Source organism: Mycobacterium sp. NPDC048908, assembly GCF_043197955.1.
Taxonomy (GTDB): domain Bacteria; phylum Actinomycetota; class Actinomycetes; order Mycobacteriales; family Mycobacteriaceae; genus Mycobacterium.
The window spans coordinates 338,626-364,150 of sequence record NZ_JBICUE010000005.1 but is presented as its reverse complement, the minus strand read 5'-3'; the positions used below and the strand labels follow the sequence as shown (position 1 = coordinate 364,150).

Sequence of the window (25,525 nt, the reverse complement as noted above, 5' to 3'; positions counted from 1 at the left end):
ACTATGCGATTCAACGTTGCCGTCCGTGTCGCCGCTCACAGCGCCGGATTCAGGGGTCTGCGCGGGCGGCTGGCAGAATCGAGAAATGACCGTAACCGAGCCGAGTGCCCCGCGCCGGGCCGGCTCGCTTCAACCGGTCGAACTCGCGCAGGCCTCGGTGATGGCGGCGTTGTGCGCGGCCACCGCGATCATTGCCGTCGTCGTGCCATTCGCCGCCGGTGTGTCGTTGCTGGGCACCGTGCCGATGGGTTTGCTCGCATACCGGTACCGGCTGCGGGTTTTGATCGCGGCGACGGTCGCAGGCGCGGTCATCGCCTTTCTGATCGCAGGCATGGGCGGTTTCATGACCGTGGTGAACTGCGCCTACATCGGCGGGCTGACCGGCACGGTCAAGCGTCGCGGCCGGGGCCTGCTGACGGTGCTGGCCGCCGCTGTCGTCGCGGGCGCCCTGTTCGGCCTCGCGACGGTGACGGCGCTGGCGATCCTGTCTCGGCTGCGTCATCTGATGTTCGACGCGGTGACCGCCAATATCGACGGGCTCGCCGCGGTGATCACCCGCATCCCGAATATGGAACCCGCCGCCGAACGGCTCAAACACGACTTCGCCACCGCGCTGCACTACTGGCCGTTCCTGTTCTTCGGATCCTCGGTGCTGTCCATCGTGATGGTCACGTTCATCGGCTGGTGGGCGCTGTCGCGGGTGCTGGCCCGACTGCTCGGGATTCCGGATGTGCACAAGCTCGAGTCGTCCACCGACTCCGGCGCCATCGCGCCGGTGCCGGTCACACTGCACGACGTCCGGTTCCGTTATCCGAAGGCCGACCACGACGCGCTCGGTCCGGTGTCGCTGAGCGTCGAGCCGGGTGAACATGTCGCGGTGACCGGTGCCAACGGCTCGGGCAAGACCACCCTGATGCTGATGCTGGCCGGCCGCGAACCCACTGCGGGAACCGTCGACCGGGCCGGCGCCGTCGGCCTCGGCAAACTCGGCGGCACCGCGGTGGTCATGCAGCATCCGGAGAGCCAGGTGCTGGGCACCCGAGTCGCCGACGACGTGGTGTGGGGACTGCCGCCCGGTAAGACCATCGACGTGCATCAACTGCTGGCTGAGGTGGGCCTCGACGGGCTTGCTGAACGAGACACCGGCGGACTGTCCGGCGGCGAACTGCAGCGCCTGGCGGTGGCGGCGGGCCTGGCGCGGGAGCCGTCGCTACTGATCGCCGACGAAGTCACCAGCATGGTCGACCAGGACGGCCGCGAGGGGTTGATGTCGGTGCTGTCGGGTCTGACTCAGCATCACAGCATGTCGCTGGTGCACATCACGCACTACAACAGCGAAGCCGACGCCGCGGACCGGGTGATCAACCTGACCGGAAACGGTGGCGCCGCAGACAACACCGAGATGGTCGAGACGGCCTCCGCGCCGACCCCGACCGCGCCAGCGGCTGCCCGTTCCGACGAGACGGTGCTCGAGTTGGTTGGCGTCGGACACGAATACGCCAGCGGAACGCCTTGGGCCACAACGGCTCTGCGCGACATCAACTTCTCCGTACATGAGGGCGACGGGGTGCTGATCCACGGCTTGAACGGTTCGGGCAAATCGACGCTGGCCTGGATCATGGCGGGGTTGACGGTGCCGACGGTCGGCAGTTGTCTGCTCGACGGGGAGCCGGTGTCGGATCAGGTTGGCGGGGTGGCCATCTCGTTCCAGGCGGCCAGGCTGCAGCTGATGCGTAGCCGGGTGGACCTGGAGATCGCGTCGGCTGCCGGGTTCTCACACCATGACCATGGCCGGGTGGTCGACGCGTTGGGCAATGTGGGGCTGGATCCCGGGATGGCCAAGCGCCGTATCGATCAGCTCAGCGGCGGCCAGATGCGTCGCGTCGTGCTCGCGGGCTTGCTGGCTCGGTCGCCCCGAGCGCTGATCCTGGACGAGCCGTTGGCGGGGCTGGACGCCGCGAGTCAGCGCGGCCTGCTGCGGCTGCTGGAGGATCTGCGGCGTAACGCCGGTCTGACGGTTGTGGTCATCTCCCATGACTTTTCGGGCTTGGAAGAGCTGTGCCCTCGCACATTGCGGCTGCACAACGGTCAACTGGCGGCGCCGACAGCGGCGGGAGAACTGTCATGAGCGCGGCGACCAAGCAGCGGGCCCCCGTCGTGCTGTTGCGGCCGGTTCCGGGTGACACCGTCATTCATCGGCTGTGGGCGGGAACGAAACTCATCGCGGTGGCGGCCATAGGCGTGCTGTTGACGTTCTACCCGGGCTGGGTTCCGATCGGGCTGGTGGCGGCCCTGATCTTGACGGCGGCCGGGTTGGCGCACATCCAGCGTGGCGCGTTGCCCTCGATCCCGGGCTGGCTGTGGGTGCTGCTGCTCATCGGCGGTGCGACGGCGGCGTTCGCAGGAGGCAGCCCCGTCATCGACGTGGGCTCGGTGCACCTCGAGTTGGGTGGCGTGCTCACGTTCCTGCGTATCACGGCGGTGTCAATCGTGCTGCTGGGGCTCGGTGCGATGGTGTCGTGGACTACGAACGTCGCCGAGATTGCACCCGCAGTCGCGAAATTGGGCCGCCCGCTGCGGCCGCTGCGCATCCCCGTCGACGACTGGGCGGTGGCGCTGGCGTTGGCGCTGCGCGCTTTCCCGATGCTGATCGATGAGTTCCGGGTGCTCTACGCGGCCCGCAGATTGCGGCCGAAGCTCGTGCCGACGACGCGAAAGCAACGCCGCAAGCGGTGGGCACTGGAGGTGGTTGACATCCTGGCTGCCGGGATCACCGTCGCGTTGCGGCGCGCCGATGAAATGGGCGACGCGATCACCGCCCGCGGTGGCGCCGGGCAGATCTCGGCTGTGCCGTCAGGCCCGAAGCGCGCCGACTGGGTGGCACTGGCCATCGTGGCGGTGGTGTGCGCGGTCGCGTTGACGCTCGAATTGACGGTGCTCGGCACGGTTTCCACGCGTTGATTCTGCGGTGGAGGCGGCGCCGACTCGGCCGGTCGCCGTCAACGCTGCGCCGCGGTGTTCGCCGCCCGTTGTGCCGCGGCCAGACTGGTCGGCACATAGTTGCGGCCCAGAAACATCTCATCGAAGTACGGCTTGAGCGCATCGAACCCTGCCGCGAATCCCGCGCCGCCTGGCGCTGGAATGCGAGGCCCGTTCAGCACCGTGAAGAACGGGCTGACGTCGACGCCGCGCGACGCCCAGTACTTGTCGTATGCCGGTTGCGCGGCGAGCACGGCCGGGATCGCGGCACCCTTCGCGCCGACGAACTCGTTGCCGCGCTGACTGCCCATCCAGGCCAGCACCTGTCGCACCGCATCGGGATGCCGGGTAGCCGAATTGCCAGCGGCGGCAATGCCGTTCGTCACGCTGACGCGACCCTTGGGGCCGGCGGGCATCATCGCCACGCCCCACCGGAACGGCGCCTGGTCGGCGACGGCGGCCAAGTTGTAGGTGCCGGACTGGAACAACGCCATCCGGCCCTGCAGGAACTGATTGCGTGAAAAGTCGCCGTTGCCGTTGGTGTCCGACGCCGGGGGCGCGACGTGATCGGTGTTGATCAGTCGCACCAGATATTCGAACGCCTCGGCTGCCTGCGGGTTGTCGAACGCGAACCGGTCGCCGTCGGAAAACACCCCGCCCGCCGATCCGATGTAGTTGAGGTAGATGCCCTGCAGATCGTTGGCGGCGTTGTAGCCCCACTGGCGGATCCGCGTCGGATCGAACCCCGGTGTGCCTGCGGCCCGGCCGTCGGCATCGAATGTCAGCCGTGCCAGCAGCGGCCGCAGGGTGTCGTCGCCGTCGAGGGACCAGTGCAGCCCGGACAGCTCACGCAACGGCACGCCCGCCGCGTTCAGCAAGTCGGCGTTGTAGTACAGCGCGATCCCCGCGTCGGTCAGTTGCGGTACCGCCCATAGGGTTCCGTTGCGAGTGAACTGCTCGACCACCGAGGGGTCCCATCCCGTCGAGCCGTCGATGGCCATCAGCCTGCCGCTGTCGGCGTAGCCGGAGAAGTAGGCGTTGGACAGCCAGAAGATGTCGTCGGCACCGCCACCCGCCACGTCGGTGCGCAGCGTGTCGAAGTAGCTCGAGTAGGCCACCACATTGACACGCACCTCGATGTCGGGGTGCTCACGCGCGAACGCCGCGAACGACTCCCGGTAGGCGGTGGCGACCTGTTCGTCCCACAACCGCACTGTGACGACGGTCCGCCCGGCTGGCTCGTTGGACCGACCCAATAGCGCCGCGAACACCAGCAGCACCGCCAGCGCGAGCGCCGTCCCTGCGCCGACAAGCGTGGAAAACCTCGGCCGCCACGTCATTTCAGGCCCGTCACGACGATCGAACGGACGATGTGGCGGCCCAGCGCCACGAACAACACGATCAGCGGGACGATCGCCACCGTGGTCGCCGCCATCACAAGCGTCCACTGCGCGTTGTACCGCGACTGCAGGCCCGCGGTCGCGACCGTCAACACCTGCCACTTACTCCCGCTGGTGATGACCAGCGGCCACATGAAGTTGTTCCATTGACTCACAGTCGTGATCAGCGCCAGTGTCACCAGGATTGGTCGGCTGGTGGGCACCACGACATGGATGATGATATCCAAGGTGTGGGCACCGTCGACGCGAGCGGCGTTGATGAGATCTGTCGGAATTCCGCGAAAGTACTCGCGCAGCAGAAAGATCGCGTACGGCGAGCCGAACATGAACGGCAACACCAACGCCCAGAACGTGTTTCGCAGCCCCGCCTCGGCCATCATCAGATACAGCGGGACGACCGTCACCGTCGCGGGCACCATCAACGTGGCGATGTACACCCAGAACACGGCGTCACGACCGGGAAACTTCAGCTTCGCAAAGGCATACGCGGCGAACACCGAGAACGTCATCTGTCCCAGCAAGATGACCGCCGTCATCAACGCGGTGACCAGCAGTGCCCGGCCGAACCCGGCGTCGGCCAGGCCGGTGTAGTTCGCCAGTGTCGGCGGGTTCGGCCACGACAGCGGCGATGAGGTGTTGAACTGGCGTGCCGAGGTGAAAGACGTCAGTAGGCCCAACGCGAACGGCGCCAACGTGATTGCCGCGCCGATAGCCAGCACGGGGTAGATGACGGCGCCGGACAGCGCCCGGCTAGGTGAGGTCATAGGTGATCCGCCGCCGGAAATACATGTGCTGGACTATCGTCACGCCGACCAGCACCACGAACAACACCACCGCCATGACCGCGGCGCGCCCGACCGCTGCCGCGCCGAACGCCTCGGCGTAGATGCGGTGCGCCACCAGGTCGGTGCGACCCTGGGGGCCGCCGCCGGTCAGTGCGTACACGGTGTCGAAGACCTGCGCCGCGCTGATGACGCCGGTGACGGTGACGAAGAACAATGTCGGGCGCAGCATCGGCAACGTGATGCGGCGGAACCGCTGCCAGGCATTGGCGCCGTCGATGCGGGCCGCGTTGTGGATGTCCTCAGGAATGGCGAGGATTCCTGCCAGAAAGAACAGCGTCACGTAACCGACGTTGGTCCAGACGACGACGGCGGCCACCACGGGCAGCGCGAGGCCCGGGTCGGTCAGCCATTCGATCTGGTGACCGAGCAGGGTGCTGACGGCGCCGTCGGTTGGCGCGAGGATCCACCGCCACAGCACCGCGATCGCCAACGGCGCGCAGATCCACGGCAGCACGTACAGGGTCCGGAAGAACCCGGTGCCGGGAAGCCCGCGGGACAGCATAGCGGCGGCGATCAGCCCCAGCACGGTTTGCAGGGGCACGACCATCGCAATGAACGCGACGGTCACAATCAGCGACGTCGCGAACGACCGATCGGTCAGCACCGATTGCCAATTGTCCAGTCCGACAAACCGAATGGGGCCGAGCAGATCCCAGCGGTGCAGGCTCAGCCAGAGCACCACCAGCATGGGCAGCAGCAGGAAGGTGACCACCCCGAAGAGGCTGGGGGCGAGCAGCGCGTAACCCAGAGCCGTCGACCGGACGCGGTTGGCTGCCACCGAGCCATTAAAACGAAACTCTCGGTCTGCCACTACGGTGGTGGCGTGACAGCGCCGCACCGGGTCGACCCCGAATTCCTCGCGTTGCCGCGACATCAACTCGCCGACGCCGCCCTGACTGCCGCGGTCCAAGCCGGCGCCAGCTACGCCGACCTGCGTATTCACGGCATCACGACAGAGATCATGCAGTTGCGTGACGGCGAATTGGAAACCGCGGTCGTCGACCATGAGATCGGGCTTGCCGTGCGAGTGATCGTCGACGGCACCTGGGGCTTCGCCTCGCATGCGGAGCTGGACCAGGGGGTGGCCGCCGAGACGGCGCGACGCGCCGTGCGGGTGGCGAGGACGTTGGCCCCGCTCAACGCCGAGCGGATCGAGTTGGCCGCCGAGCCGGTCTACTCCGACGTGACGTGGGTGTCGGACTACCGGATCGACCCGTTCACGGTCGGCGTCGCCGACAAGATCGCCGTGCTGGGCGAGTATTCAGGCCGGCTGCTGGCCGCCGACGGGGTCGACCATGTGTCGGTCGGGCTGTACACGGCGAAGGAGCAGACGTTCTACGCCGACACATTCGGCTCGTCGATCACCCAGCAGCGGGTGCGGGTGCAGCCGTCGGTGGAGGCCGTCACGGTTGACGCCGCGGAGGGCACGTTCGAGTCGATGCGCACGCTGGCGCCGCCGACCGCGCGGGGTTGGGAGTACGTCATCGACGACGCGGCGTGGAACTGGACCGACGAGCTGGCGCAGCTACCGTCGCTGCTCGCCGAGAAGGTCAAGGCACCGTCGGTGGCCGCCGGGCCGACCGACCTGGTGATCGACCCGTCCAACCTATGGCTGACCATTCACGAATCGATCGGCCACGCCACCGAATACGACAGGGCGATCGGCTACGAGGCCGCCTATGCGGGCACGTCGTTTGCGACACCGGACAAGCTCGGCACCATGCGCTACGGCTCGCCGGTGATGAATGTCACCGCAGACCGCACCGTCGAATACGGTCTGGCAACAATCGGTTTCGACGACGAAGGGGTGCGGACGCAGAGCTGGGACTTGGTGCGCCACGGCATCTTCGTCGGCTATCAGCTGGATCGGGTGTTCGCGCCACGCCTGGGGCTGCCACGATCCAACGGCTGCTCGTATGCCGATTCGCCGCACCACGTCCCGATCCAGCGGATGGCCAACGTGTCGCTGCGGCCGTCGGTCGACGACGTCACCACCGACGATCTGATCGCCCGCGTGGAGGACGGCATCTACATCGTCGGCGACAAGAGTTGGTCAATCGACATGCAGCGCTACAACTTTCAATTCACCGGACAGCGGTTCTTCCGGATTCGCGACGGCAGGCTGGACGGTCAGGTGCGCGACGTCGCGTATCAGGCGACCACCACTGACTTCTGGGGTGCGATGGAAGCCGTTGGCGGACCGTCGACCTGGCGGCTGGGCGGTGCCTTCAACTGCGGCAAGGCGCAACCCGGTCAGGTGGCGGCGGTCAGTCACGGCTGCCCGTCGGCGCTGTTCCGTGGGGTCAACGTGCTTCACACGGTGTCGGAGGCCGGACGATGATCGGCGCCCAGCAGGTCATCGACGCGGCGCTGGCCGAGGCGGCGCGACTGGGTAGGGCCGACGAGACGATCGTCGTTGTCACCGACCGCGCCGACGCAGCGCTGCGCTGGGCGAACAATTCGATGACCACCAACGGTGAATCGGTGAGCCGGACCACCACGGTCATTTCGGTTGTGCGCCGGGGTGATACGGCACATGTCGGGTCGATGCGATCCAGTGCCGTAGACCCGGACGTGATCGCTGACCTGGTTGCGGCCTCGCAGCAGACGGCGGCTTCTGCGCCCGAGGCGAGCGACGGCGCGCCGCCGCTGCCGGGCGGCGATGAACCCGCGGACTGGGACGCGCCGGTACCGGGTACGGGGGCGCATGTGTTCTCGGGGATCGCGGGGCCTCTGGCGCAGGCGTTTCGGAGCGCGGACCGGTTGTACGGGTATGCCCGCCACATCGTCGAGACGACGTTCGTCGCCACGTCGAGCGGGTTGCGGAGGCGCTACACGCAGCCCACAGGTTCGGTGGAGATCAACGCCAAACGTGACGGCGCCAGCACCTGGGCCGGAGTCGGCGCACCGGATTTTATTGACGTGCCGATTGATTCGCTACTCGAACGGCTGTCCACCCAATTGGGCTGGGCGAAGCGCACCGTCGAGTTACCGGCGGGGCGGTACGAGACGATCATGCCACCGTCGACGGTGGCGGACATGATGATCTACCTGACCTGGTCGATGGATGGCCGCGGTGCGCAGGAGGGCCGCACGGCGTTGTCGGCGCCCGGTGGTGGAACGCGGGTAGGGGAGAAGCTCACCGACCTGCCGTTGACGTTGTACTCCGACCCCGCCGCGCCGGGTCTGGAGTGCACGCCGTTCGTGGTGGCGCCGAGTTCGTCGGAGCGGGTGTCGGTGTTCGACAACGGCATGGACATCGGGCGGGTGGACTGGGTGCGCGATGGGTCGATCAACGCGCTGGCATATCCGCGCGCGTCGGCGTCGGAGTTCGGGGTGCCGGTGACGGTGCCCGCCAACAATCTGCTGATGACGGGCGGTTCAGCAGGCCTGGCCGACATGGTCGCGGCGACCGAGAGGGGCCTGCTGCTGACCACGCTGTGGTACATCCGCACGGTGGACCCGACCGTGTTGCTGCTGACGGGCCTGACTCGTGACGGGGTGTACCTGATCGAGGACGGTGAGGTGAGCGCGGCGGTGAATAATTTCCGGTTCAACGAGAGCCCGCTGGACCTGCTGCGGCGCGCCACGGAGGCGGGTGTCAGCGAGATGACGCTGCCACGGGAGTGGGGCGATTGGGCGACGCGGGCGGCGATGCCGTCGCTGCGGATCCCTGACTTTCACATGTCATCGGTGAGCCAGGCGCAATAATCCTTGGGTGGCTGACGAAGCACTGCCCTCACGCCTGGCCGGACTGGTCGCGATGTCCTCGGGCGATCCGCGGCTTGACACTTTGATCCGGCTGACATGCGGCAGGGCGCTATTGCTGCCGCCGCTGCCGACGGAGGTCGACCTGATCGATGGCGCGTCCGACCGCGACGCGGTGGTGGCGGCGTTCGCTGAACAGTTCGCGGTCGACGTAGCCGGTATCGGGCAGAACCAGCGTGCGCGATTCGTTGACGCATTGGGCGAGAATGCTTTTCGCACGGTGGTGGCCATCTTCATCGCCGACTTCGTGCCCCGGGTATGGGCGGGATTCGAGGCGATCGGGATGGGCAAGCCGGGCAACGGCGGGACACCGGACTGGGATCACGACCGCGACCCCATCGGTGTGTTGCTCAACGATTTCGTGCCCGCGGTGGCGCGTCTGAGGGCGCTGGACCCGGTGACGACGGAGTTGGTGCGGCTGCGAGGGGCGGCGCAGCACAACTGCCGGTTGTGCAAGTCGCGGCGCGAGGGCGGTGCGCTGGACGCCGGGGGGTCGGAGTCGCTGTACGCCGACATCGAGGACTACCGGGCGTCGGCGCAGCTCTCGGAGCGGCACAAGGCGGCGCTGCTGTACGTGGACGCGTTGATCTGGACGCCGTCGCGGATTGACCGGGACGTGGTGGCCGGGGTGCGGGAACACTTCACCGAGGAAGAGGCGTTCGAGTTGACGCTCGACGTGATGCGCAACGCGTGCAACAAGATCATGGTGGCGCTGGGCGCGGACGCGGCGCAGGTCTCGGAGGGAACGGAGCTGTTCCGGGTGGACGCCGACGGGCAGACGGTGGTCGGGGCCTGATCGGAGAGCCAGGGCCCGCCGAAGTGGCTCATCGGCGGACGGCTTGGATTGCAGGGCTGCCTACAACGAATCCGTTCCCGGACTTTACTTTCACGGGTGGGCGACAGCGTCCCAAGGGCCTACTGACCCGAGGGTCGGAGCTCCGGTGCCGCTTCTGTGACCACCGATGCCTGATCCGAAATCGCGCTGGGTACTGCGGCTGCCTGTTCCGTAGCTTCGGCAGCCGCGGTTTCCGGTGCCGCTTTGGCCGCAGCGTGCACCAACCGTCTGCGCTTGACCCATATCCAAATCGCCGCCCCGATCGCACCGACAGCAAACAATATGGCGCCGATCAAGACCGACCAACCTTGACGCATGTTGTGCCTCCTCCCGGACTGGCAAAGCGCACGGTATCTTCCGGTCGCGGTACCGCTGGGCTACCCCGATGGCGGTCGAATTAACCGTCTCGTTGATTTCCCGTGACGGTTGGGGTAGCCAACCGCGAGCGAGATGCTGCGGGAACAGCCGTCGCCGCGCTGGAACCGGGTGATGTACTGTCGACGAATAACGTCCTCCTGCAGCGCAATTCGCTTGCTTTCGCACGAGTGAAGACGTTCCGGCCCGTTGCCAGGCCGCGACCAACTGCGGGGAACGGCGGGCCCATTAGCACGTGCTCTGTCGAGTGAACTGCGGTGCCCGACGCCGCCGTCCTAGGCGTATGCGACCATGATTGCCGCGAAACTGTGAACAGGGGCGGTAGCTCAGTCGGTTAGAGCCGCGGACTCATAATCCGTTGGTCGCGGGTTCGAGCCCCGCCCGCCCCACTTAAGAGCCTATTTTTCAAGATCATTTTTTCGGGCTCATCGGTTTTTCATCGTTTATGCGGACGGTGCGGTCCAGCAGGTCGGCTACCTGGGTGTGGATTCGTCCGCGGGTCATATAGCGGTCTTGGGTCATGCTGACGTGGCTATGGCCGAGGTGGTCGGCGCTGATTCTGGCCGAGAGTCCTTCGTCGTCGATGAGGGTGGCGACGGTCTTGCGGAAGCTGTGAGTGGTTGCGTCCGGGACGCCGAGCTCCTCCCGCGCAGTCCGCCATAGCTTGAGGAAATTGTTCGGGTCGCGAAGGGTCCCGGCCGTGGACGGGAAGATCACGGTCTGCTCGCCGAGGAAGGGGAGATGCCGGCGTCTCTGGAGCATCGCGACGGCGAACTGGGGTAGCGGAATCATCCGGCGGCCGGCTGCCGATTTGGTTTCGTCGACGCGCAGTAGGCCCTCGCCGGGCACGCGGATTACCTTTCCGGCGACAGTGAGCATGGTGGTCTTCTCGTCGAAGTCTGACCAGCGTAGGGCTAGCAGTTCTGATCGCCGGATACCGGTGGCGATGAGGAGGGTGACCGGATGGACCAAGTCGTGCTTTTCGCAGAACTCGGACGTCTGCAGATTGACGAGAAGATCGCGCAGTTGGTCAGCTGTGAGTGCCACAGCTCCTTTTGGCTGGTTCTTGGATCGGACCGGCTGCACATCGCGCACCGGGTTGGCGTTGAGGACGCTGGCCATCACCGCAAGCTGAAGGGCGCCGCGGAGGATCGACTTGGATTGACGTGCCATGGTCGCGCCGTGGGCATTTCGCATTGATCGCAATGCGGCGTCCATGCGTGCAGGCGTCGCCTCGTACACCCGCAAGCCGCCGACGAATTTCTTCAGCTTCGTGTTTGTGAAGCGGTACGTCGACATCGTGACAGGGGAGCGGCCGTCCTCGGCAAGCCGCGCCAGGTGCTGCTCAACGAGATCGGCCACCTTGGTGTCCGGCCCGATCTCGCCATGAATTGCAGCGCTTTTCCGTTCAGCCAAGACTGCGATGAGTGCATCCTCGCCCAATTTGCCGTGCTTGTCGTATTCGTCTGCGGGACCAAGCTTCTGGACGAGACGGGTAACACCGTCGGTGTCGCGATACCGGCATCGGGCAAGCCATACGCCCCCACCCTGGTAGATGCGTTTGATCTTGCCGTGGGTGCCGATTCGTAGTTGTGGTCTGCCGGCCATCGTCGTTAACTACTAGTGAGGTCGGTGGTTTAGGTCCGTACGCATAGGTGCGTGTCCCGGCGAAAAGCCTTCATTTGAAGTGATTCCAACGTCATGAGTCGAGCTCCGTTCTCAGAGCGTATCCCTCGCAACCGACAAGAGGGCTGCTATGCGGAGTCGCGACTGTGTTCGTCGAGTTGCTTTGCCTCCCAGGCGACCACATCGCGCAATCGATACCGGACGTGACGTCCAAACTTCGCATACGGCGGTCCCGTACCCTTCGAAGCCCATTCGGCCGGCGTCTTAACGGGCACGCCGTATCGATCAGCGAGTTCCTGGCGGGTGATCCACCTGTCGTCAGTGATCTCCTCCATCGCGCCTTCTTCCCTCTGCCAGCTATAGGATGGCTTGGCCTCTGACCATCCTCCGACGCCAACGAGACTTGTGCGACGCTCAAGGCTTACCGGTTCGCGACGCAGTCGAACCGCCGACCACCGGTGTGTGTAAATCTATATCGGTACGTCTATTGTGAATCCCGCCGTTTGAGTGTGTTGCAGAGATCGTGTACGGCACAACAGGTTTAACCCGTCTCCGTAACGTCTCGCATCGGCCCGTATCGTCGTGTCTAGGCCCATTCTCGGCCTAGCGGGAGGTCGGTTCGTCCGTGTGTTCGACCTGATCGGGATCGCTGTCATGCGTGGCCACGTCGCCTTGTGCGTCGTCGCGAGGTTCGTCGGCGGTGTCCGACGCCCCGTTCCGGGCGTTCATGTACTTGGCGTGCCGTATCGGCGGGACGAGATAAGGCGAGAACACCGACCGCCCTCGGAACACTCGGGGCATTGCGGCGTGCAGCCATATCATCGTGATCACCAGCGGAGCGTCTGTTTCGAGATAGGCCCAACCCGAATAGTCGTTCTTGACGGTCTTCGAACCGTCCTCCTTGTTAGTGCCGATTTGGAAGCCCATCGGGTTGTCGGGTCGTAGGTAGAGCCAGACACCCTTCCCGAGGACACAGATGGCATCGAGCGGAGGCTGCGGCGTGTCCCCCCAGTCGTGCTCGCCCATCGACTTACCGACCGGCGGCGGGATCAGGTCCGCCTCGCGAAGGCGATCACCGATCGTATTGATGGCGACCTTGTTGTCGAACGCAATCAGAAAGTACGGCGGCACCATGCCGATCTGCTGCATGTACGCCTGCTCTTTGGTCGTCATGAGGCGATCCGACTCGTTGACCGTCATCCGCAACTGTTTGAAGGCCGTGCCCTTCTTGATGCTGTCGCTGAGCGCGGTCACGTCGAGACAGGACTTGACCTCCCCGGCGGCAGCCACACCGTCCACGACGTAGGTTCCCGATTTGCCCTCGGGGAACGACAGCGGGTGATCGGGGTTCGTGATCACGACATCGGTCTGGCGTGAGCCGTCGCCGAACGCGTCGTAGACGATGCCCTTGCCGACGCCGTACCCCGAGGGCAGATAGTTGCGCAGCGTATTGCGCACTGCCTCCTCGGCTCCGTCTCCGATCGTGGTGCCGTGATCGGATTCCAGGCGAGCCTTCGCCAGGGCGGTCTGGAGTTCTTGCTCAACGGTCGCGAGTATCTTGTGAAACCGCAGATCAATGCCGTAGCTGCCCTCTTGCGTCTGCTGATCGGTCATGAGCGAAGTATGCCTCCGCACCCCGACATCGGCAGGCGACAGCAAACTGCCAAAGTTATCCACAGGCATCCCCGTGGTTGTCGGTGCATCGACGTACGATCAGCGGCGGCAGCTTCACACGATCTGCCGCAGAGACGCCGAGGCCCTGCCGGAGCGGACTCCGACAGGGCTCGAACGTGTATTGGCGAATACCACCGACAGCCTAAAGGGTGAACGACCCGGCGTAGTAGGGGTTCGGCCACATCGGGGTCGATCAGGTCTGGTCGCAGCGACGCACCAGGAGGTCGAGCCTTGCCTGACGAACCGCCGTCACGCCGCTCCGTCCGTGACTTCTGCAAGCACTACGGGCTCAGCCGGAACCAATACCTCGTCGCCCGATCCAAGGCCAACGTCAGGCCCAAGGACTGGGGCACGCTGCTGTCGGCCAACGATGAGAAGGCCCTGCTGCAGCACGTGAGCGCGGAGAGGCGCAGCGATCAGGTGTTCCGGCGCATCCGCGAACAGCCGACGGTGACCAAGCAGTTCGCCCCGCCACCCAAGCCGCCGATCGACTACTACGCCGAGATCGGGCGTATGGAGGACTCACTGGCCAAGTGGCGCAAGGTGCTGGTCGAGTTAGCCGAGGGCCATGTCGCCGACGACCGCAACGGGCGATGTAAATGCTGCCGCGAGGAAGCCCCGTGTCGCACCCGGCGGGTGTTGAACCGGCTACACAACGAGTTGGTCGAGCAGGTCGCCATCGCCGACTCCGGCAACCCCGCCGACGGATTCGACGCGGCGGATCAGCCTGCGCCCGAGGTGCAGTCCGAGCGGACGCTCAGCCAGCTGTACGAGGCTCGCAACCGTTGGAGGAGGGCGCTCACCGAATTGACGATGGACCACATGATCGAAGACGCCAAGGGCCGGTGTGCGCAGTGCCCGGATGACGTTCCATGCGATATCGGCAAGGTCGTGACTCGGATCAACAAAGGCATCGCCCGCCAGATCGAGAAGTACGCGTGCATGGACGACGGCCAGCGCGAACTGGCGCTCGGTGAAAGGCCAATCACTCGTTACTACGATGACGACCGAGAGTCGGGGTCGTAGAACGCACTCACGACCCGGCGAACCGGCGCGCCTCGGCGGTCGGCTCGCGAACTACGTAGATTCCATCGTCACCCGGCTGGCTCTTCTCGAAGTACTTGGCGATGGCTGGTAGCAACTTCAGCAGCACTATCTCAGGTTCCGCGCCGATCCTCGCGGCAACGGCCTGATAGTCAGCGCCGCCGCCGGTCTCGTCGCATATCTGCACCGCCGCCGTGAGGCAATTTCGTCGGGCGTCGTCATGCCCGCCAGTATGCGTCGAGGCACCGACAACACGGGCCTAGCCCTGAGCTAACGACGGTTGTCGTACCCCAGGCTTACGCTGACCGTCACCGCAAGTCGAAGAGGACCGCGATGAATAAGGCCGAGCGTCTGTGGAATTTGAGGGACGGTGTGCTGGCGTGGCTCTACGAGCTGCGGGTCAACGCGGCCACCATCGCTGAGGCGAAGCCTGCGGCTTTCATGGAAGCGACTTCCTGGTCCGACGCCGAGGTCACCCGTGACGAGTTGAACGACGCTGTCGAGTGGCTGAAAGACGAGGGATACGTCGAGGGCATCGGCACCGCTCAGGGAATCGTCGTCCGCCCGCACCTGAGCACCTATGGCGAGAAGTATGCGGCCTCCGGCAAGTCGGTGCGAGATCTCCCCGGCGTGGCCGAGGTGCCGAGCCCCTACCTTCACATCGAGGGCAGCAGCGGTGTCGCCGTCGCGTTCCACAGTCCCGGCGCCACTCAGACCGTGAACGTCCAGCAGAAAGTCGAGCAGGCGCGAGCCCTGGCTGATGCGATTGAACGGGCGCTGCCCGCAGTAACCGACGATCAGGCCCACGCAAACGCCGAGGAGTTGGTGTCGGCTATCCGGGCCGAGTCGAGCTCGGAGACTCCAGCGCCAGGTCGGCTCAAGATGTTGGCCACCGTAGCCATGACGTCGATCGCCACCGCGGCAGGGACGGACCTCGGGAAGGCCATCGTCGAGGCGGCGCTTCCGCTGCTTTCCTGACGCCGCCTCGCCCGGATCCACTCCGAACGGGGTGCACAAGACCTACGGAGCGTGCTGTCTCGCTTGAATCTGATCGGCGGCGCCGACGCGTCGGCCGTGCACCGCGGCACCGCCTACGCCGAGCAAGAAGGCGCCAACACGGCTGCGCTGGGCCTCGGCGGCGGACTCGCCGGCGGAGCCCCCCGACAGCGCCGGCCGTCGCCTTGTCTCGGCCCCCTCGATTCCGATCGCCCGGTCGGCGTCACCCCCACTGACGGCAAGACGATCGCCGCTCTTATCCACAGTGGTCCTGGCCATCACACGCTGCGGGCTGCCGCGGATCAAGCCCGACGCCACGCCGCCGAATTGCGCGATATCAGCGCGGAATTGGGGGCCGCGGAGGACCGGATGGAACAGGCGCGGCAGTCATCTGCTGGAGATGCCGTCCTCGGCCGTCCGTGAACCCCGTACCGGTCTCAGCATTGGCCTCATCGCAGTCCGCGCCTATCTCGCGTTCATAGCGTGAGTTCGCACCGAATTCCCTTATATTCTTGCTGAATCCGTAACCGCCATCCCAAAGTCACTACTCCACACAGCAATTCGTCTAACTCACCCGCTTTACCTATGGCACATTTGCACAAGGTGTGCGAGGTTTGATGGCAGCACACATTCGTGTGCCGCCATAGGTGCTGTGCGCCAGGGCTTCTCGCTTACGTGGGTGGGTGGTCGGATGTTGACGATCGCGAAGCTGTCGCGCTGGTCGATCAACTACTACAACGACACCGCCAACGCCGTCGGCCAAGCCGCCAGGGATGCCCGGAAAGCTGGTGGTGGGCTGGGGGAGTACTACACCGAACACGACACCCGCACCCCAGTCTGGTTGTGCGCCGGTGACACCCACACCGCCGCTGAACTCGTTGGGTTAACGGACATCCAACGGGCGGGCGGCGAGGCCGATACTGAGGTGGTGGCGCGCTGGTTCGACGACGGAATAGCGCCCAACGGGGAGTGCGGTCGCGCGTTTCGAACCCGCGGTGTGCACGGGTTCGATCTGACGTTCTGCGCCCCCAAAACCGTGTCGTTGATTCGCGCTTTGAAGGCTGATGATGTCGAGGACAAAGCGATCCTTGACGCCCACACCACCGCGATCAGTGAGGCAGTGGAATACCTTGCCGCCCATGCCGGATACACCCGTATCCACAACCCCGTGACGCGAGAGAAGGATCTGGTGAAGCTGCCCGGCTTGGTGGCCATCACCTACCAGCACGAGACCAGCCGGGCGGGTGATCCGCACCTGCACACCCATGTGATCGTCCCCAACCGCCAGGCCCGCCACGACGGGCAGATGGTGTCAATTGATGGCACGTCGCTGTATCACGAAGCCCGCGCCGCCGGGGTCATCTATCAAGCCACCTTGCGCCGTGAACTACACCGCTCGCTGGGGGTGGAATGGAATCCGCCAGACCCCGCCACCGGCATGGCCGAGGTCGCCGGCATCACGCCCGACACCATCACCGCCTGGTCGCAGCGCTCCACCCAACTACGCGAAAGGGCGACCGGAAACCTGGCGGTGGCGGACGCCCGCCACCTGACGCCAGCCCAACTCGCCGCCGCCCAAAAAGCGACCCGACCAGCCAAACCCGAGGAGGTTGCCTGGGTGGAATTGCAGCGCCAATGGCGCACCGATGAGCGGGGTCTGGTCATTGATGGCGCAGCGTGGCGCCAGGCCCGCCAGGCGCGGCGAAACCAGTCGCGGACACCGCGGGATCGCGAGCAGTTGATGGCCGCCGCCGAGCGGATCGAGAAGGCCGCGTTCACCCGCGCCGACCTCATCGAAATCCTCGGCGCACAGCTGCCCATCGACACCGAACACAGTCCCCGCGCCATGGCGGAGGCTGCCGTGGATCAGATCGGGGTGCGGCTGACCGCGCCGCGTCTGTCCCATCAGCGGGAGGGTCACGAACGCTTCACCCTCGACGCCATTTTGGCTGAGGAAGGCGCGCTGCTCGACCTCGTCGACGCCCACGATGTGCGGGCGAGTCTTTGGGTCAAAGACACTGAAACCGCGGGTCTGTCACCGGATCAAAGAAAGGCTGTCGAAAACATCGCGAAGTCACCGTGGCTGGTGCAACCGCTGAGCGCCCCGGCGGGGGCGGGCAAGACCACTTCGATGCGCGCGCTGGCGGCCGTAGCGCGCCGCCGCCATGGTCGCGTTCTGGTACTTGCGCCGACCGGGAAGGCCGTCGATGTCGCGGTGCGCGAAGGTGCCGGCGACACCGGCTACACCATCGCCAAAGCACTGCACGAATTGCAGAAGGGCACTCTGAAACTCGGCCATCTGGACCTGGTGATCGTCGATGAAGCCGGCATGGTCGGCACCCACGACCTACACCAACTACTCAGAGCGACAACGAAAGCCAACGCCAAGACCGTGCTCGTGGGTGACGGTCACCAGCTTGCCCCCGTTAAGGCCCGCGGCGGCATGTTCGCCCAACTCTGTGACGACCTGCCGTGGACCCAAAACTGTCCGAAGTCTGGCGCATGCACGACCGCGAAGAACGCGCCGCCTCCCTCGCACTACGAGACGGTGGGCCCGCCCCGCTACGTCGCGCCATCGACTGGTACCGCACCCACGACCGGCTGCACACCGGCGACCAGATCGCCATGGCCACCGACGCACTGGCCTCCTATCAGGCCGACAGCGCCGCCGGTAAGGACGCACTCCTGCTGTGCGACACAAACGAAATGGCCGACGCTCTCAACACCCGGATTCACCGCGACACCATCGACTCGGCGGCACACACGATAGGTGTGGCGCGCGGACAGCGCGTAGCGGTCGACGACGTGATCATAAGTCGCCACAACGACACCACCATCCCCGTCCTTGATGCCACCCGCAGCGCACCCGCGGCCGACCCCGTACGCAACGGAAACCGTTGGCGCGTCTACGCCGTAGACCCCGAGCACAACCGCATCGCCGCCCGCCGGCTCGACGACGACGCCCGCGCTGTCTTCGCCGACGACTATCTATCCGAGCACATCGCCTATGGCTACGCGGTCACCGTGCACTCCGCGCAAGGCGTAACAGCCGACACCACCCACGCCGTGCTCGGCGAAAACTCCACCCGCGCACTGCTGTACGTCGCAATGACACGCGGCCGCGAATCCAACGCGGCCTACCTTTACCAGCGTGCGGCTGGGGAGGCTGATCACCAGCACCGTGAGGGCGAAGACATCCACGTGGCGCGTCGCGGCAGCAGCCGCGACGCCGCCCACCTGATTCGCGACATCGTCGGTACTCACGACGACCGCCCCCGTACAGCTCACGATGTCAGCGTCACCACCGGACGCGGCCATCTTCCCGACCCAGTTGGCTCGTTTCTCGACAGCCGCGCCACGGCAACTGAACGCCGGCGCAAGAACTATGTGAAATGGCAGGAGCAGACGCAGGACGCCATGTCAGGTAAAGAGCGGTCGAGCGAGCACTACGTCGCGCGAAGCCCGAATCCAGACTGCGGTATCCAGCTGTGACCCCTGCCGCGGGGCTGGATCGTTCTTCGTTTGAAGGGCATCTGCCTTGTGAGAACTTTCTTTACTGCTATCAAGATTGCCGACGGCCGCATGGAGATCTTCGCGACCTTCGCCGACGGCAGCCTGCATCACCGCTGGCAAGTCGCGCCCAACAACTACTTCGCGGACTGGCAGCCAATGGACGGCCGCGGGCGGCGGCCCCGCATCGACGCCAACGCGGACGGGCGCTTGGAACTGTTTCTGATCCGCAGCGACGGCCAGGTGTTACATCGCTGGCAGACCGCACCCAACGCGTACTTCAGCTGCTGGTCTTCGATGGGCAATAACGTCACAGACATGACGGTGGCCCACAACGCCGACGGGCGCATGGAGGTCTTCGCAATCTCCAATGGCAGCCAGGTTGTACACAGCTGGCAGACTGGACCAAACGCGTACTTCAGTGACTGGTCCCCGATGGGCGGGACGTTCACGAGCATCGCCGGCGTCGTCGGTGGAGACGGCCGCATCGAGTTGTTCACCCTCGCTGTCGACGGCGGTGTGTGGCGCAACGTGCAATCCGTCGTTTAACGGTGCCTTCGTCGGTTGGGAGTCACTCGGTTCCAAGACCCGGTCGCTGTTCGCCACTACCGCGCGCGATGGCCGCGCCATCACCCTTGCGATCCAGAAAGACGGACACCTCTGGCTCAAGCGGCAGCCGCGAATCGGCTCGTGGCTGGCCGATTAGACAACGGGCGCAGACATCTCCGCTCGACGGCCGCTTCAATGACCGCCCCGATTGCCGACTTCCACACCGCTGGCACTTTCAGGAATCCGGTACCGCTGGGATGGCGAAGGTGGCTAACACTTTTCGCACAGTTGCGCCGGATCTGGCTAATGTGGCTAAAGGTGGCCGTTGTTACCAGGTAGGCGGCTGTGGCTGTGGCTAAGGGTGGCTAAGGTTGGCCCTCTTTGAGATCGGTTGCAGCGCAATACCTATCCTCCCCGAGTCCCCTATTGTTGGCACACGACGCCGACTTTGTTAGGTAGATAGTGGCCGGACATGAAGCCTCCGACTCCGTAATGATTGTTCCTGCAAAATTCGTTGGCTGCACGTGCGGCTTGTGCCCAGGGACCCGGGAGCCAATCGATGTGGTAGGTGGGCAGCGGCCATCCCGTATCTGTGATCTGTTGATCAGTGGCATCTATGTACTGTGCTCCGCCACGGTAACAAAAGACACCGCGCATGCCGTCGCGTTCCTGACCGTTAAATTGGCCAGCCACAAAACCCATGTTCTTGTTGACGCATACAGCCATCGCCGCGCGTGCCGCTTGGCGCCAGTCGACGGTATTGATGTTGGTGAAGCCCTGATTAGTCGCGTCCAGCTCTTGCTGGTTGACATCGAACCAGACTGTGTCACCGCCTGAGCAGTGCACGATCTTCGCCTGAGCATCCTGGTGTCCAACGAGGTGACCGCCCACGGCTCCTCGGTTGACGCAGACAGCGGCAGCTGCTCGCGCCGCTTGCGCCCACCCGACACTGTCAAGGTCACCGACTGGTCGACCCACACCGTCAAGCTCCGCAGTGCGGATTGGCAACTGGTAAGCGGTGGTGGAGGGCGCCTCCCACGTTGAGGTCAGCACCGCGGCGATCCAATCGTGGACTGCTGGGATTCCCACATCATATGAAGATTGGTTTTTGGCGGTGGCGGGGTTACACCCGCCTCCACCGCTGTGGATGCCTACGAGGTAGGGCGTCGGGTCGGGCGGATTGAAGATGAATGTCCCTCCACCGCTGTCGCCGCGGATAGAAATTTGGGTGCGGCTGGGTGCGAACTTCAGCGAGAATAAACGACCACCTGGAACCGCAACCGGGTTTCCCTGACCAGTCCATTGACTGGTTCTGTGCCCAGGGTCTTCAAGCCCCACTGTGTTTATCTGTGCTGTACCCGCTCTGTATACGCCGGCACCGGTCAGCAAATTATCTGAGCAGGGATTTCCGCCGGGAGGTGGCGCCGTGCGGGTGTTGTTGCCCTGTCCGTAGATGCTGACGGTTCTCACACCTTGCGCTAGCTGCGCCATAGTGCCCGTCCAAAATGGCCTCTGCAGACCGGCGGTGCTTCCATGCACCAGGAGCGGTCTCTGCAAATGGATCAGCGACAAGTCGGGCCCGACCTCGTCGGAGAAGCCGCCAAATAGATAAATCGCATCGGCAACCGTTGGGTTAGGATCGCTGGCGATCTGGACATTAAGACCGTTCGGGGTGCGCCCCATGTCGGACGCGCAATGCCCTGCGCTTAATAGCCAATCGTTGGCTATAAGCACTCCGGAGCATGAAAGTACGGGCAAAACGAACAGCGGGTTGGCGGGGTTGAATGGCTGCTGCCACGACAGCGTGACACTGCCAGTATCTTCCTGCTCAGCCATCCCGATCCCTGCGACCGGAAGGCCATCTTGAATTGCTGCAGCTTCTCCCGACCCAACAGCAACAAGCGCCATACTCGCGACAACAGCAAATAGCCACCTAAAGCTTGTGCTCAATGCCCCCATGTTCACTCCTCCGCAATAACTTGGCGACACAACAGTGCCACCGAGTCGGGTGTCGCGCTTCGTAACGGAAACAATCGCTCTGAGGCAGCGCGAAAATGGCCGGTGTCTATGCGCCGCAGCGTCAGCGGGTGGACGTGAAGGTGACCACCGACGCGGTGGCGACCCCGCCGAGGGCCGACTGAGCCCAGTGCGTTGACAAGATGTTTACGTGACCAACCGACTCGACGCCCGGCACCGTGCTGAGCAGGCCGCGCGCATGCAAGGGACCGGCGCCCAGTGGCAAGAGATAGCCGCTCTTTATCGATGAGGTTAGACAGTGCACTCATCGAACCGACCACACCATCGAAGTGCTGAACGCATTCGACTCCGCTCGTCAAGCCTTCGTCGATTCGTGCGGAGAGGCACAAGCTGCATCGCGAGTCTTGCGCGATTACACGCCAGATACCGCCGTAGGTGCTACACGCGAGCGGAGTGATCAAACGCGACCTCATTTTGAATTTCCGGCTCCCGATCAGCCGAGTAAGGACACCTTCGGCGTAACTACGTCATGGCTTCGCCCGCCTTGACACATCCGCTCGGCGGCACGCGTATCGCGGTATGAAGAAGCGGCGGGGAGTGAACAGCTTTCGGACAGTGAATTGACGACAACTCTGACGACAACGTTGACGACAACTGCCCCGTCGACGACAGAGGCTACGGACGAAATCCGGCCCTATTGTGGCTGTTCACGGCCCTTGCTCGTTCCTGGCAGTGTGAGGTCGAATGGACCCGTTAGCGCCGTTATTCGGGACCTTTGACGAAGACCGGATCGAGGCACGATGCGACCAGGGTGATCTGGTCGTCGAGGTTCTCCTCACAGACAGATTCGAGGCGTTCCTTGCGGCGCCATGCAGCCCATTTCGCTTGTGCGACTGCGCCGTAACCGAGCAGGTATGGTGCGACCGGTTCGAGGGTGACGCCGCGGTGGCGGGCGACCACCCGGGCCGAGCGGAGCAGTTCATCGGGGTCGATGCCTCGGCGGGCGAGCCCGACGATGTCGACGTAGTCACGCCAGCGGGTACTGGTGACGCCGCGTTCAAGGATCGTTACGCCCTTCTCGGCGATGATCGTCTCGGGCGCGTAACCAAGAAGCGTGATGGGCTCGCCAAGGATCCGATCGATGGTCACCGGGCGGGGTGATGGCACGATCGGGTCTCCGGTGGATACATCCCATGCCGCGACGCCCTTCCATGATCCGATCGACGCGGCGACTCGTACACGCAGGGCCGGGTAGTCGGCCTGCTCGCGGATCTCCTGCACGCTGATTGTGTCGAGGTCGAATTCCACCCCGTCGTCGACGTCGATCGCGGCGATGTCCCGGACCACCTGGGCGAGATTCTCGGCGGTGACGTTGGAGCTGACGGCGTTGGAGTCGGTGTCCTTCGTCGGACGGCGTACTCCGTAGGCGGCCAACAGGATTCCGCCCTTGAGGACGAAGTCGCTGGCGTGGGGAGTCCGGGTGAGCCGGTCCAGGAAGGATTCCAGGGTGTGCCGGATCAGGTACTCCTGTGTGGGTGCGCTGAACCCGCTCTTCGCCGCTGTGTAGCGGGCGAGGGACTGGATCCGGCGGAACGCTGTGTCGCCGGAATTCAACCGAGGAACTCCAATGCCTGTAGGACCGGGGACTTGGCTCTTGGAAGGCGAGAGGCGACGTCCATCAATTGGGTTGGTTTGCCACCTCGACGCAGCCATTCTCGCAGTGCGTCGCGGGCCAGCTCGTATCCGACCGCACCGCGCAGCCGGAATGCGTCGGCGATCGAGCGCTCAGGTGAGTAGATCCAGATGGTCTGATCCGATCCCGGGATCGTGATCCGCCCGCGTCCGATCTCGAACGTCCCTCGGTCGAACTGATGCCACGCAATCGCACCCGTACTCGCCGGCGTCCTGGATCCCCGCGGGATCGCGACGTCCAGCGCGGCGGGGATCGCATCGGTCAGGTCGTGATACGCGAGCGCGGAGGTCAGACAGATCGTCGCATCGGGTCGCCGGGTCGCGGCCTCGATCTGATCCCAGTCGGCTGCTGGCGCCTCTGCAGGCAGGTAGACACCGCGGGCGATGCGATCCAGGCAACCCGCCCGCGCCCCACGGTAAAGCCCGATGCGCGACAGGCCGGCCTGCCCCGCAGTGCGCGGCGTCAGAGCACTCATGGCGCCACCTCCTATACGTAGACATGATACGAAACGTCTACAGATAATGCTATCTGTGGACGTTTCGTATCCGCCTTGGACAGGGGCGCGGGATGCATCCGGGGCGCGGAGACGACGGTGCTCGGAAGCTGCGGACGCGCAACAAGCGCGCCGAGCTGAGTCTTGCCACGGTTACATCCACACCGTGAACCCCTTTTGGCGACCCCAAAATATGTGGCTATGTCCCTACGCATTTTCGTCATCATTTTTTCAACGGTTATGAATGGGATCCGACCGGAATCGGCAGATTTTCGTTGGGAATCGATCCACTCGAAATCCCTTGTGATACTGAGAAATAACCAGATTTCGGGCGAGTCGTTGAAACCCCCAAAACCGAATCCGTTGGTCGCGGGTTCGAGCCCCGCCCGCCCCACTCAAGCATTGAACATCGCGAAAAGGGTGTTGAGGCCTTCCGCCAGCAGTGGATGGGCAAAGATGCCGTCTGCCATAGCGGTGTGGGTGAGCTTGCCCATCATGGCCACCTGGATCATGGTCATGACCTCGCCGCCTTCACTACCAAGGACTGCGCAGCCCAGGATTTGCCCGCTGTTGGCATCGACGATTGCCTTCATGAAGCCCCGCGTCTCCCCAGTCTCCAGGGCTCGGATGACCGCGTTCATCGGAAGCTTCGCCACCCGAATTTCGCGTCCCTGCTCCTTGGCCTCGCGCTCGGTCATCCCGACGCGGCCAAGCTGCGGGTCGATGAATACTGCGTACGGCACGACCCGGTCCCGCGTGCTTGCCTTCTCACCTGCGATGAGACCGGCGTGCAGGATGCGGTAGTCGTCGTAAGAAGAGTGTGTGAAAGCCGGCCCGCCCGCGACGTCGCCCATCGCGTAGACGCCGGGGACGCTGGTCTCCAGGTACTCGTCGACCTCGATGAAGCCGCGATCGTTGATCAGGACACCGCCCGCTTCGGGTGCGAGCGCCTCTGTGTTCGGGATTCGGCCGATGGCCGACAACAGGTGCGACCCGTCGATATCCCGCTCGCCGTCTGTGGTGCGAACGGTCAGCCGCAACCGGCCACCTTCGAGCGACTCAACCGCCACTGGCGTCGACGAGGTCAGCACGGTGATCCCGTCGTCGCGCAAGATAGCAGCGACCTCGTCCGAGACGTCCTCGTCCTCGTTTTTCAGCAGGTGAGGCCCCCTGTGGATGATGGTGACCTCGCTGCCGAAACGGCGGAACATCTGCCCGAACTCCAGCCCGATGTAACCGCCGCCGAGGACGATCAGATGCTCCGGGAGTTCGTCCAACTCCATGATCGAGGTTGAATCGAGCACGGGCACGTCGCCCGCGCCGCGGATGTCCAATGGTTTGGGTCGGGTGCCCGTGTCGATGACGATCACTGGCGCGCCGATCTGGCGCGTGCCGCCGTTCGTGGGCGTGATTTCGACCGTCTTGGGCCCCGTGAAATGAGCCGTCCCTTCGACCATTTCAAGCCGGTCCTGCGTCAGGCGACTGGCGTAGTTCTGCCGCGCACCGGAGACCATCGCGCGTTTACGCTCGCGCACCGCCGCGAGGTCCACCGACACGGGGCCAACGTTCACGCCGTACTCCGCGCCTCGGCGCGCCTGGTACGCGAGACGCGCGCTGGCGACCATCGTCTTCGTGGGTGTGCACCCCGTGTTGACGCAGACGCCGCCGAGTGGGCCACGCTCGACGAGCGCCACCTTCTGGCCCGCCTTGGCAAGCTCGATGGGAAGAAACCGACCCCCTTGGCTGGGTCCCTATCACGAT

At 64.7% G+C, this 25,525-nt stretch carries 21 protein-coding genes, 1 tRNA gene and 2 pseudogenes; 13 read left to right on the top strand and 11 right to left on the bottom strand.

Translation table 11 applies throughout. The annotated features are described in order from the left end of the window. Positions 1–85 precede the first annotated feature (85 nt). On the top strand, positions 86–2,128 hold the full coding sequence (locus ACGFK1_RS16630; RefSeq protein ID WP_393431028.1) for a DUF2232 domain-containing protein: 2,043 nt from the start codon (positions 86–88) through the stop codon (positions 2,126–2,128). After that, positions 2,125–2,961: a CbiQ family ECF transporter T component gene (locus tag ACGFK1_RS16625; RefSeq protein ID WP_393431025.1), complete on the top strand. Its 837-nt coding sequence runs from the start codon at positions 2,125–2,127 to the stop codon at positions 2,959–2,961. Before ACGFK1_RS16630 ends, ACGFK1_RS16625 begins: the two co-directional genes overlap by 4 nt. A 38-nt stretch (positions 2,962–2,999) precedes the next feature. Here ACGFK1_RS16625 and ACGFK1_RS16620 read toward each other — a convergent pair whose 3' ends face one another. The 3 genes from ACGFK1_RS16620 to ACGFK1_RS16610 are packed head-to-tail and all read right to left on the bottom strand — an operon-like array spanning position 3,000 to position 6,002. Continuing rightward, on the bottom strand, positions 3,000–4,319 hold the full coding sequence (locus ACGFK1_RS16620; RefSeq protein ID WP_393431022.1) for an ABC transporter substrate-binding protein: 1,320 nt from the start codon (positions 4,317–4,319) through the stop codon (positions 3,000–3,002). Next, positions 4,316–5,143, bottom strand: coding sequence for a carbohydrate ABC transporter permease (locus ACGFK1_RS16615; RefSeq protein WP_393431019.1), 828 nt, complete (start codon positions 5,141–5,143; stop codon positions 4,316–4,318). The genes ACGFK1_RS16620 and ACGFK1_RS16615 overlap by 4 nt, the downstream gene beginning before the upstream one ends. Then, positions 5,130–6,002, bottom strand: coding sequence for a carbohydrate ABC transporter permease (locus tag ACGFK1_RS16610; protein WP_393431017.1), 873 nt, complete (start codon positions 6,000–6,002; stop codon positions 5,130–5,132). The genes ACGFK1_RS16615 and ACGFK1_RS16610 overlap by 14 nt, the downstream gene beginning before the upstream one ends. A gap of 45 nt (positions 6,003–6,047) precedes the next feature. Between ACGFK1_RS16610 and ACGFK1_RS16605 the strand changes: the two genes are divergently transcribed. From ACGFK1_RS16605 to ACGFK1_RS16590, 4 genes are all read left to right on the top strand, one after another. Further along, on the top strand, positions 6,048–7,565 hold the full coding sequence (locus ACGFK1_RS16605) for a TldD/PmbA family protein (RefSeq protein WP_393431014.1): 1,518 nt from the start codon (positions 6,048–6,050) through the stop codon (positions 7,563–7,565). After that, positions 7,562–8,935 carry a metallopeptidase TldD-related protein gene (locus tag ACGFK1_RS16600; RefSeq protein ID WP_393431011.1) on the top strand — a complete coding sequence of 458 codons (1,374 nt, stop codon included), beginning with the start codon at positions 7,562–7,564 and terminating at the stop codon, positions 8,933–8,935. Before ACGFK1_RS16605 ends, ACGFK1_RS16600 begins: the two co-directional genes overlap by 4 nt. Positions 8,936–8,942: 7 nt before the next feature. Beyond that, the gene (locus tag ACGFK1_RS16595) at positions 8,943–9,788 is read left to right on the top strand and encodes a carboxymuconolactone decarboxylase family protein (RefSeq protein ID WP_393431008.1); all 846 of its coding nucleotides are present in this window, start codon (positions 8,943–8,945) and stop codon (positions 9,786–9,788) included. A gap of 729 nt (positions 9,789–10,517) precedes the next feature. Next, positions 10,518–10,591, top strand: a tRNA-Ile gene (locus tag ACGFK1_RS16590). Between the two features lie 22 nt (positions 10,592–10,613). Here the strand turns inward: ACGFK1_RS16590 and ACGFK1_RS16585 are convergent. The 3 genes from ACGFK1_RS16585 to ACGFK1_RS16575 all read right to left on the bottom strand — a co-directional run bounded on the left by ACGFK1_RS16585 (position 10,614) and on the right by ACGFK1_RS16575 (position 13,442). After that, entirely contained in the window at positions 10,614–11,810 is a 1,197-nt protein-coding gene (locus ACGFK1_RS16585) for a tyrosine-type recombinase/integrase (RefSeq protein ID WP_393431004.1), read from the bottom strand. A gap of 146 nt (positions 11,811–11,956) precedes the next feature. Then, a complete protein-coding gene (locus tag ACGFK1_RS16580) occupies positions 11,957–12,163 on the bottom strand; it encodes a helix-turn-helix transcriptional regulator (RefSeq protein ID WP_393431001.1) in 207 nt (68 codons plus the stop codon). A 268-nt stretch (positions 12,164–12,431) separates the two neighbouring features. Next, complete coding sequence (locus ACGFK1_RS16575) at positions 12,432–13,442, bottom strand: DUF6602 domain-containing protein (protein WP_393430999.1); 1,011 nt, start codon at positions 13,440–13,442, stop codon at positions 12,432–12,434. A gap of 291 nt (positions 13,443–13,733) precedes the next feature. On the opposite strand from ACGFK1_RS16575, the gene ACGFK1_RS16570 reads away from it, so the two are divergent. After that, positions 13,734–14,528 (top strand): hypothetical protein, encoded by a 795-nt coding sequence (locus ACGFK1_RS16570; protein WP_393430996.1) that lies wholly within the window; start codon positions 13,734–13,736, stop codon positions 14,526–14,528. Between the two features lie 7 nt (positions 14,529–14,535). Here ACGFK1_RS16570 and ACGFK1_RS16565 read toward each other — a convergent pair whose 3' ends face one another. Continuing rightward, the gene (locus tag ACGFK1_RS16565) at positions 14,536–14,733 is read right to left on the bottom strand and encodes a hypothetical protein (RefSeq protein ID WP_393430993.1); all 198 of its coding nucleotides are present in this window, start codon (positions 14,731–14,733) and stop codon (positions 14,536–14,538) included. Positions 14,734–14,879: 146 nt separating this feature from the next. Between ACGFK1_RS16565 and ACGFK1_RS16560 the strand changes: the two genes are divergently transcribed. The 6 genes and pseudogenes from ACGFK1_RS16560 (at position 14,880) to ACGFK1_RS16535 (ending at position 19,601) form a co-directional block, all read left to right on the top strand. Then, positions 14,880–15,524: a hypothetical protein gene (locus tag ACGFK1_RS16560; protein ID WP_393430990.1), complete on the top strand. Its 645-nt coding sequence runs from the start codon at positions 14,880–14,882 to the stop codon at positions 15,522–15,524. Positions 15,525–15,575: 51 nt separating this feature from the next. Further along, on the top strand, positions 15,576–15,965 hold the full coding sequence (locus tag ACGFK1_RS16555; protein ID WP_393430987.1) for a hypothetical protein: 390 nt from the start codon (positions 15,576–15,578) through the stop codon (positions 15,963–15,965). A gap of 268 nt (positions 15,966–16,233) precedes the next feature. After that, positions 16,234–17,952: pseudogene (gene mobF, locus ACGFK1_RS16550) on the top strand (MobF family relaxase); the annotation flags it as partial. Between the two features lie 92 nt (positions 17,953–18,044). After that, positions 18,045–18,098: pseudogene (locus ACGFK1_RS16545) on the top strand (hypothetical protein); the annotation flags it as partial. A 150-nt stretch (positions 18,099–18,248) separates the two neighbouring features. Next, positions 18,249–19,034, top strand: a complete 786-nt coding sequence (locus ACGFK1_RS16540; protein WP_393431278.1) for a hypothetical protein — start codon at positions 18,249–18,251, stop codon at positions 19,032–19,034. A 30-nt stretch (positions 19,035–19,064) separates the two neighbouring features. After that, entirely contained in the window at positions 19,065–19,601 is a 537-nt protein-coding gene (locus ACGFK1_RS16535) for a hypothetical protein (RefSeq protein WP_393430984.1), read from the top strand. Positions 19,602–20,024: 423 nt separating this feature from the next. On the opposite strand, the gene ACGFK1_RS16530 is transcribed toward ACGFK1_RS16535, so the two are convergent. The 4 genes from ACGFK1_RS16530 to ACGFK1_RS16515 all read right to left on the bottom strand — a co-directional run bounded on the left by ACGFK1_RS16530 (position 20,025) and on the right by ACGFK1_RS16515 (position 25,458). After that, a complete protein-coding gene (locus ACGFK1_RS16530; protein ID WP_393430981.1) occupies positions 20,025–21,560 on the bottom strand; it encodes a trypsin-like serine protease in 1,536 nt (511 codons plus the stop codon). A gap of 780 nt (positions 21,561–22,340) precedes the next feature. Continuing rightward, complete coding sequence (locus ACGFK1_RS16525) at positions 22,341–23,192, bottom strand: nucleotidyl transferase AbiEii/AbiGii toxin family protein (RefSeq protein WP_393430978.1); 852 nt, start codon at positions 23,190–23,192, stop codon at positions 22,341–22,343. Continuing rightward, positions 23,189–23,746: a type IV toxin-antitoxin system AbiEi family antitoxin domain-containing protein gene (locus ACGFK1_RS16520; RefSeq protein ID WP_393430976.1), complete on the bottom strand. Its 558-nt coding sequence runs from the start codon at positions 23,744–23,746 to the stop codon at positions 23,189–23,191. The genes ACGFK1_RS16525 and ACGFK1_RS16520 overlap by 4 nt, the downstream gene beginning before the upstream one ends. Positions 23,747–24,159: 413 nt before the next feature. Next, positions 24,160–25,458 (bottom strand): mercuric reductase, encoded by a 1,299-nt coding sequence (locus ACGFK1_RS16515; RefSeq protein WP_393430973.1) that lies wholly within the window; start codon positions 25,456–25,458, stop codon positions 24,160–24,162. Positions 25,459–25,525 lie beyond the last annotated feature (67 nt).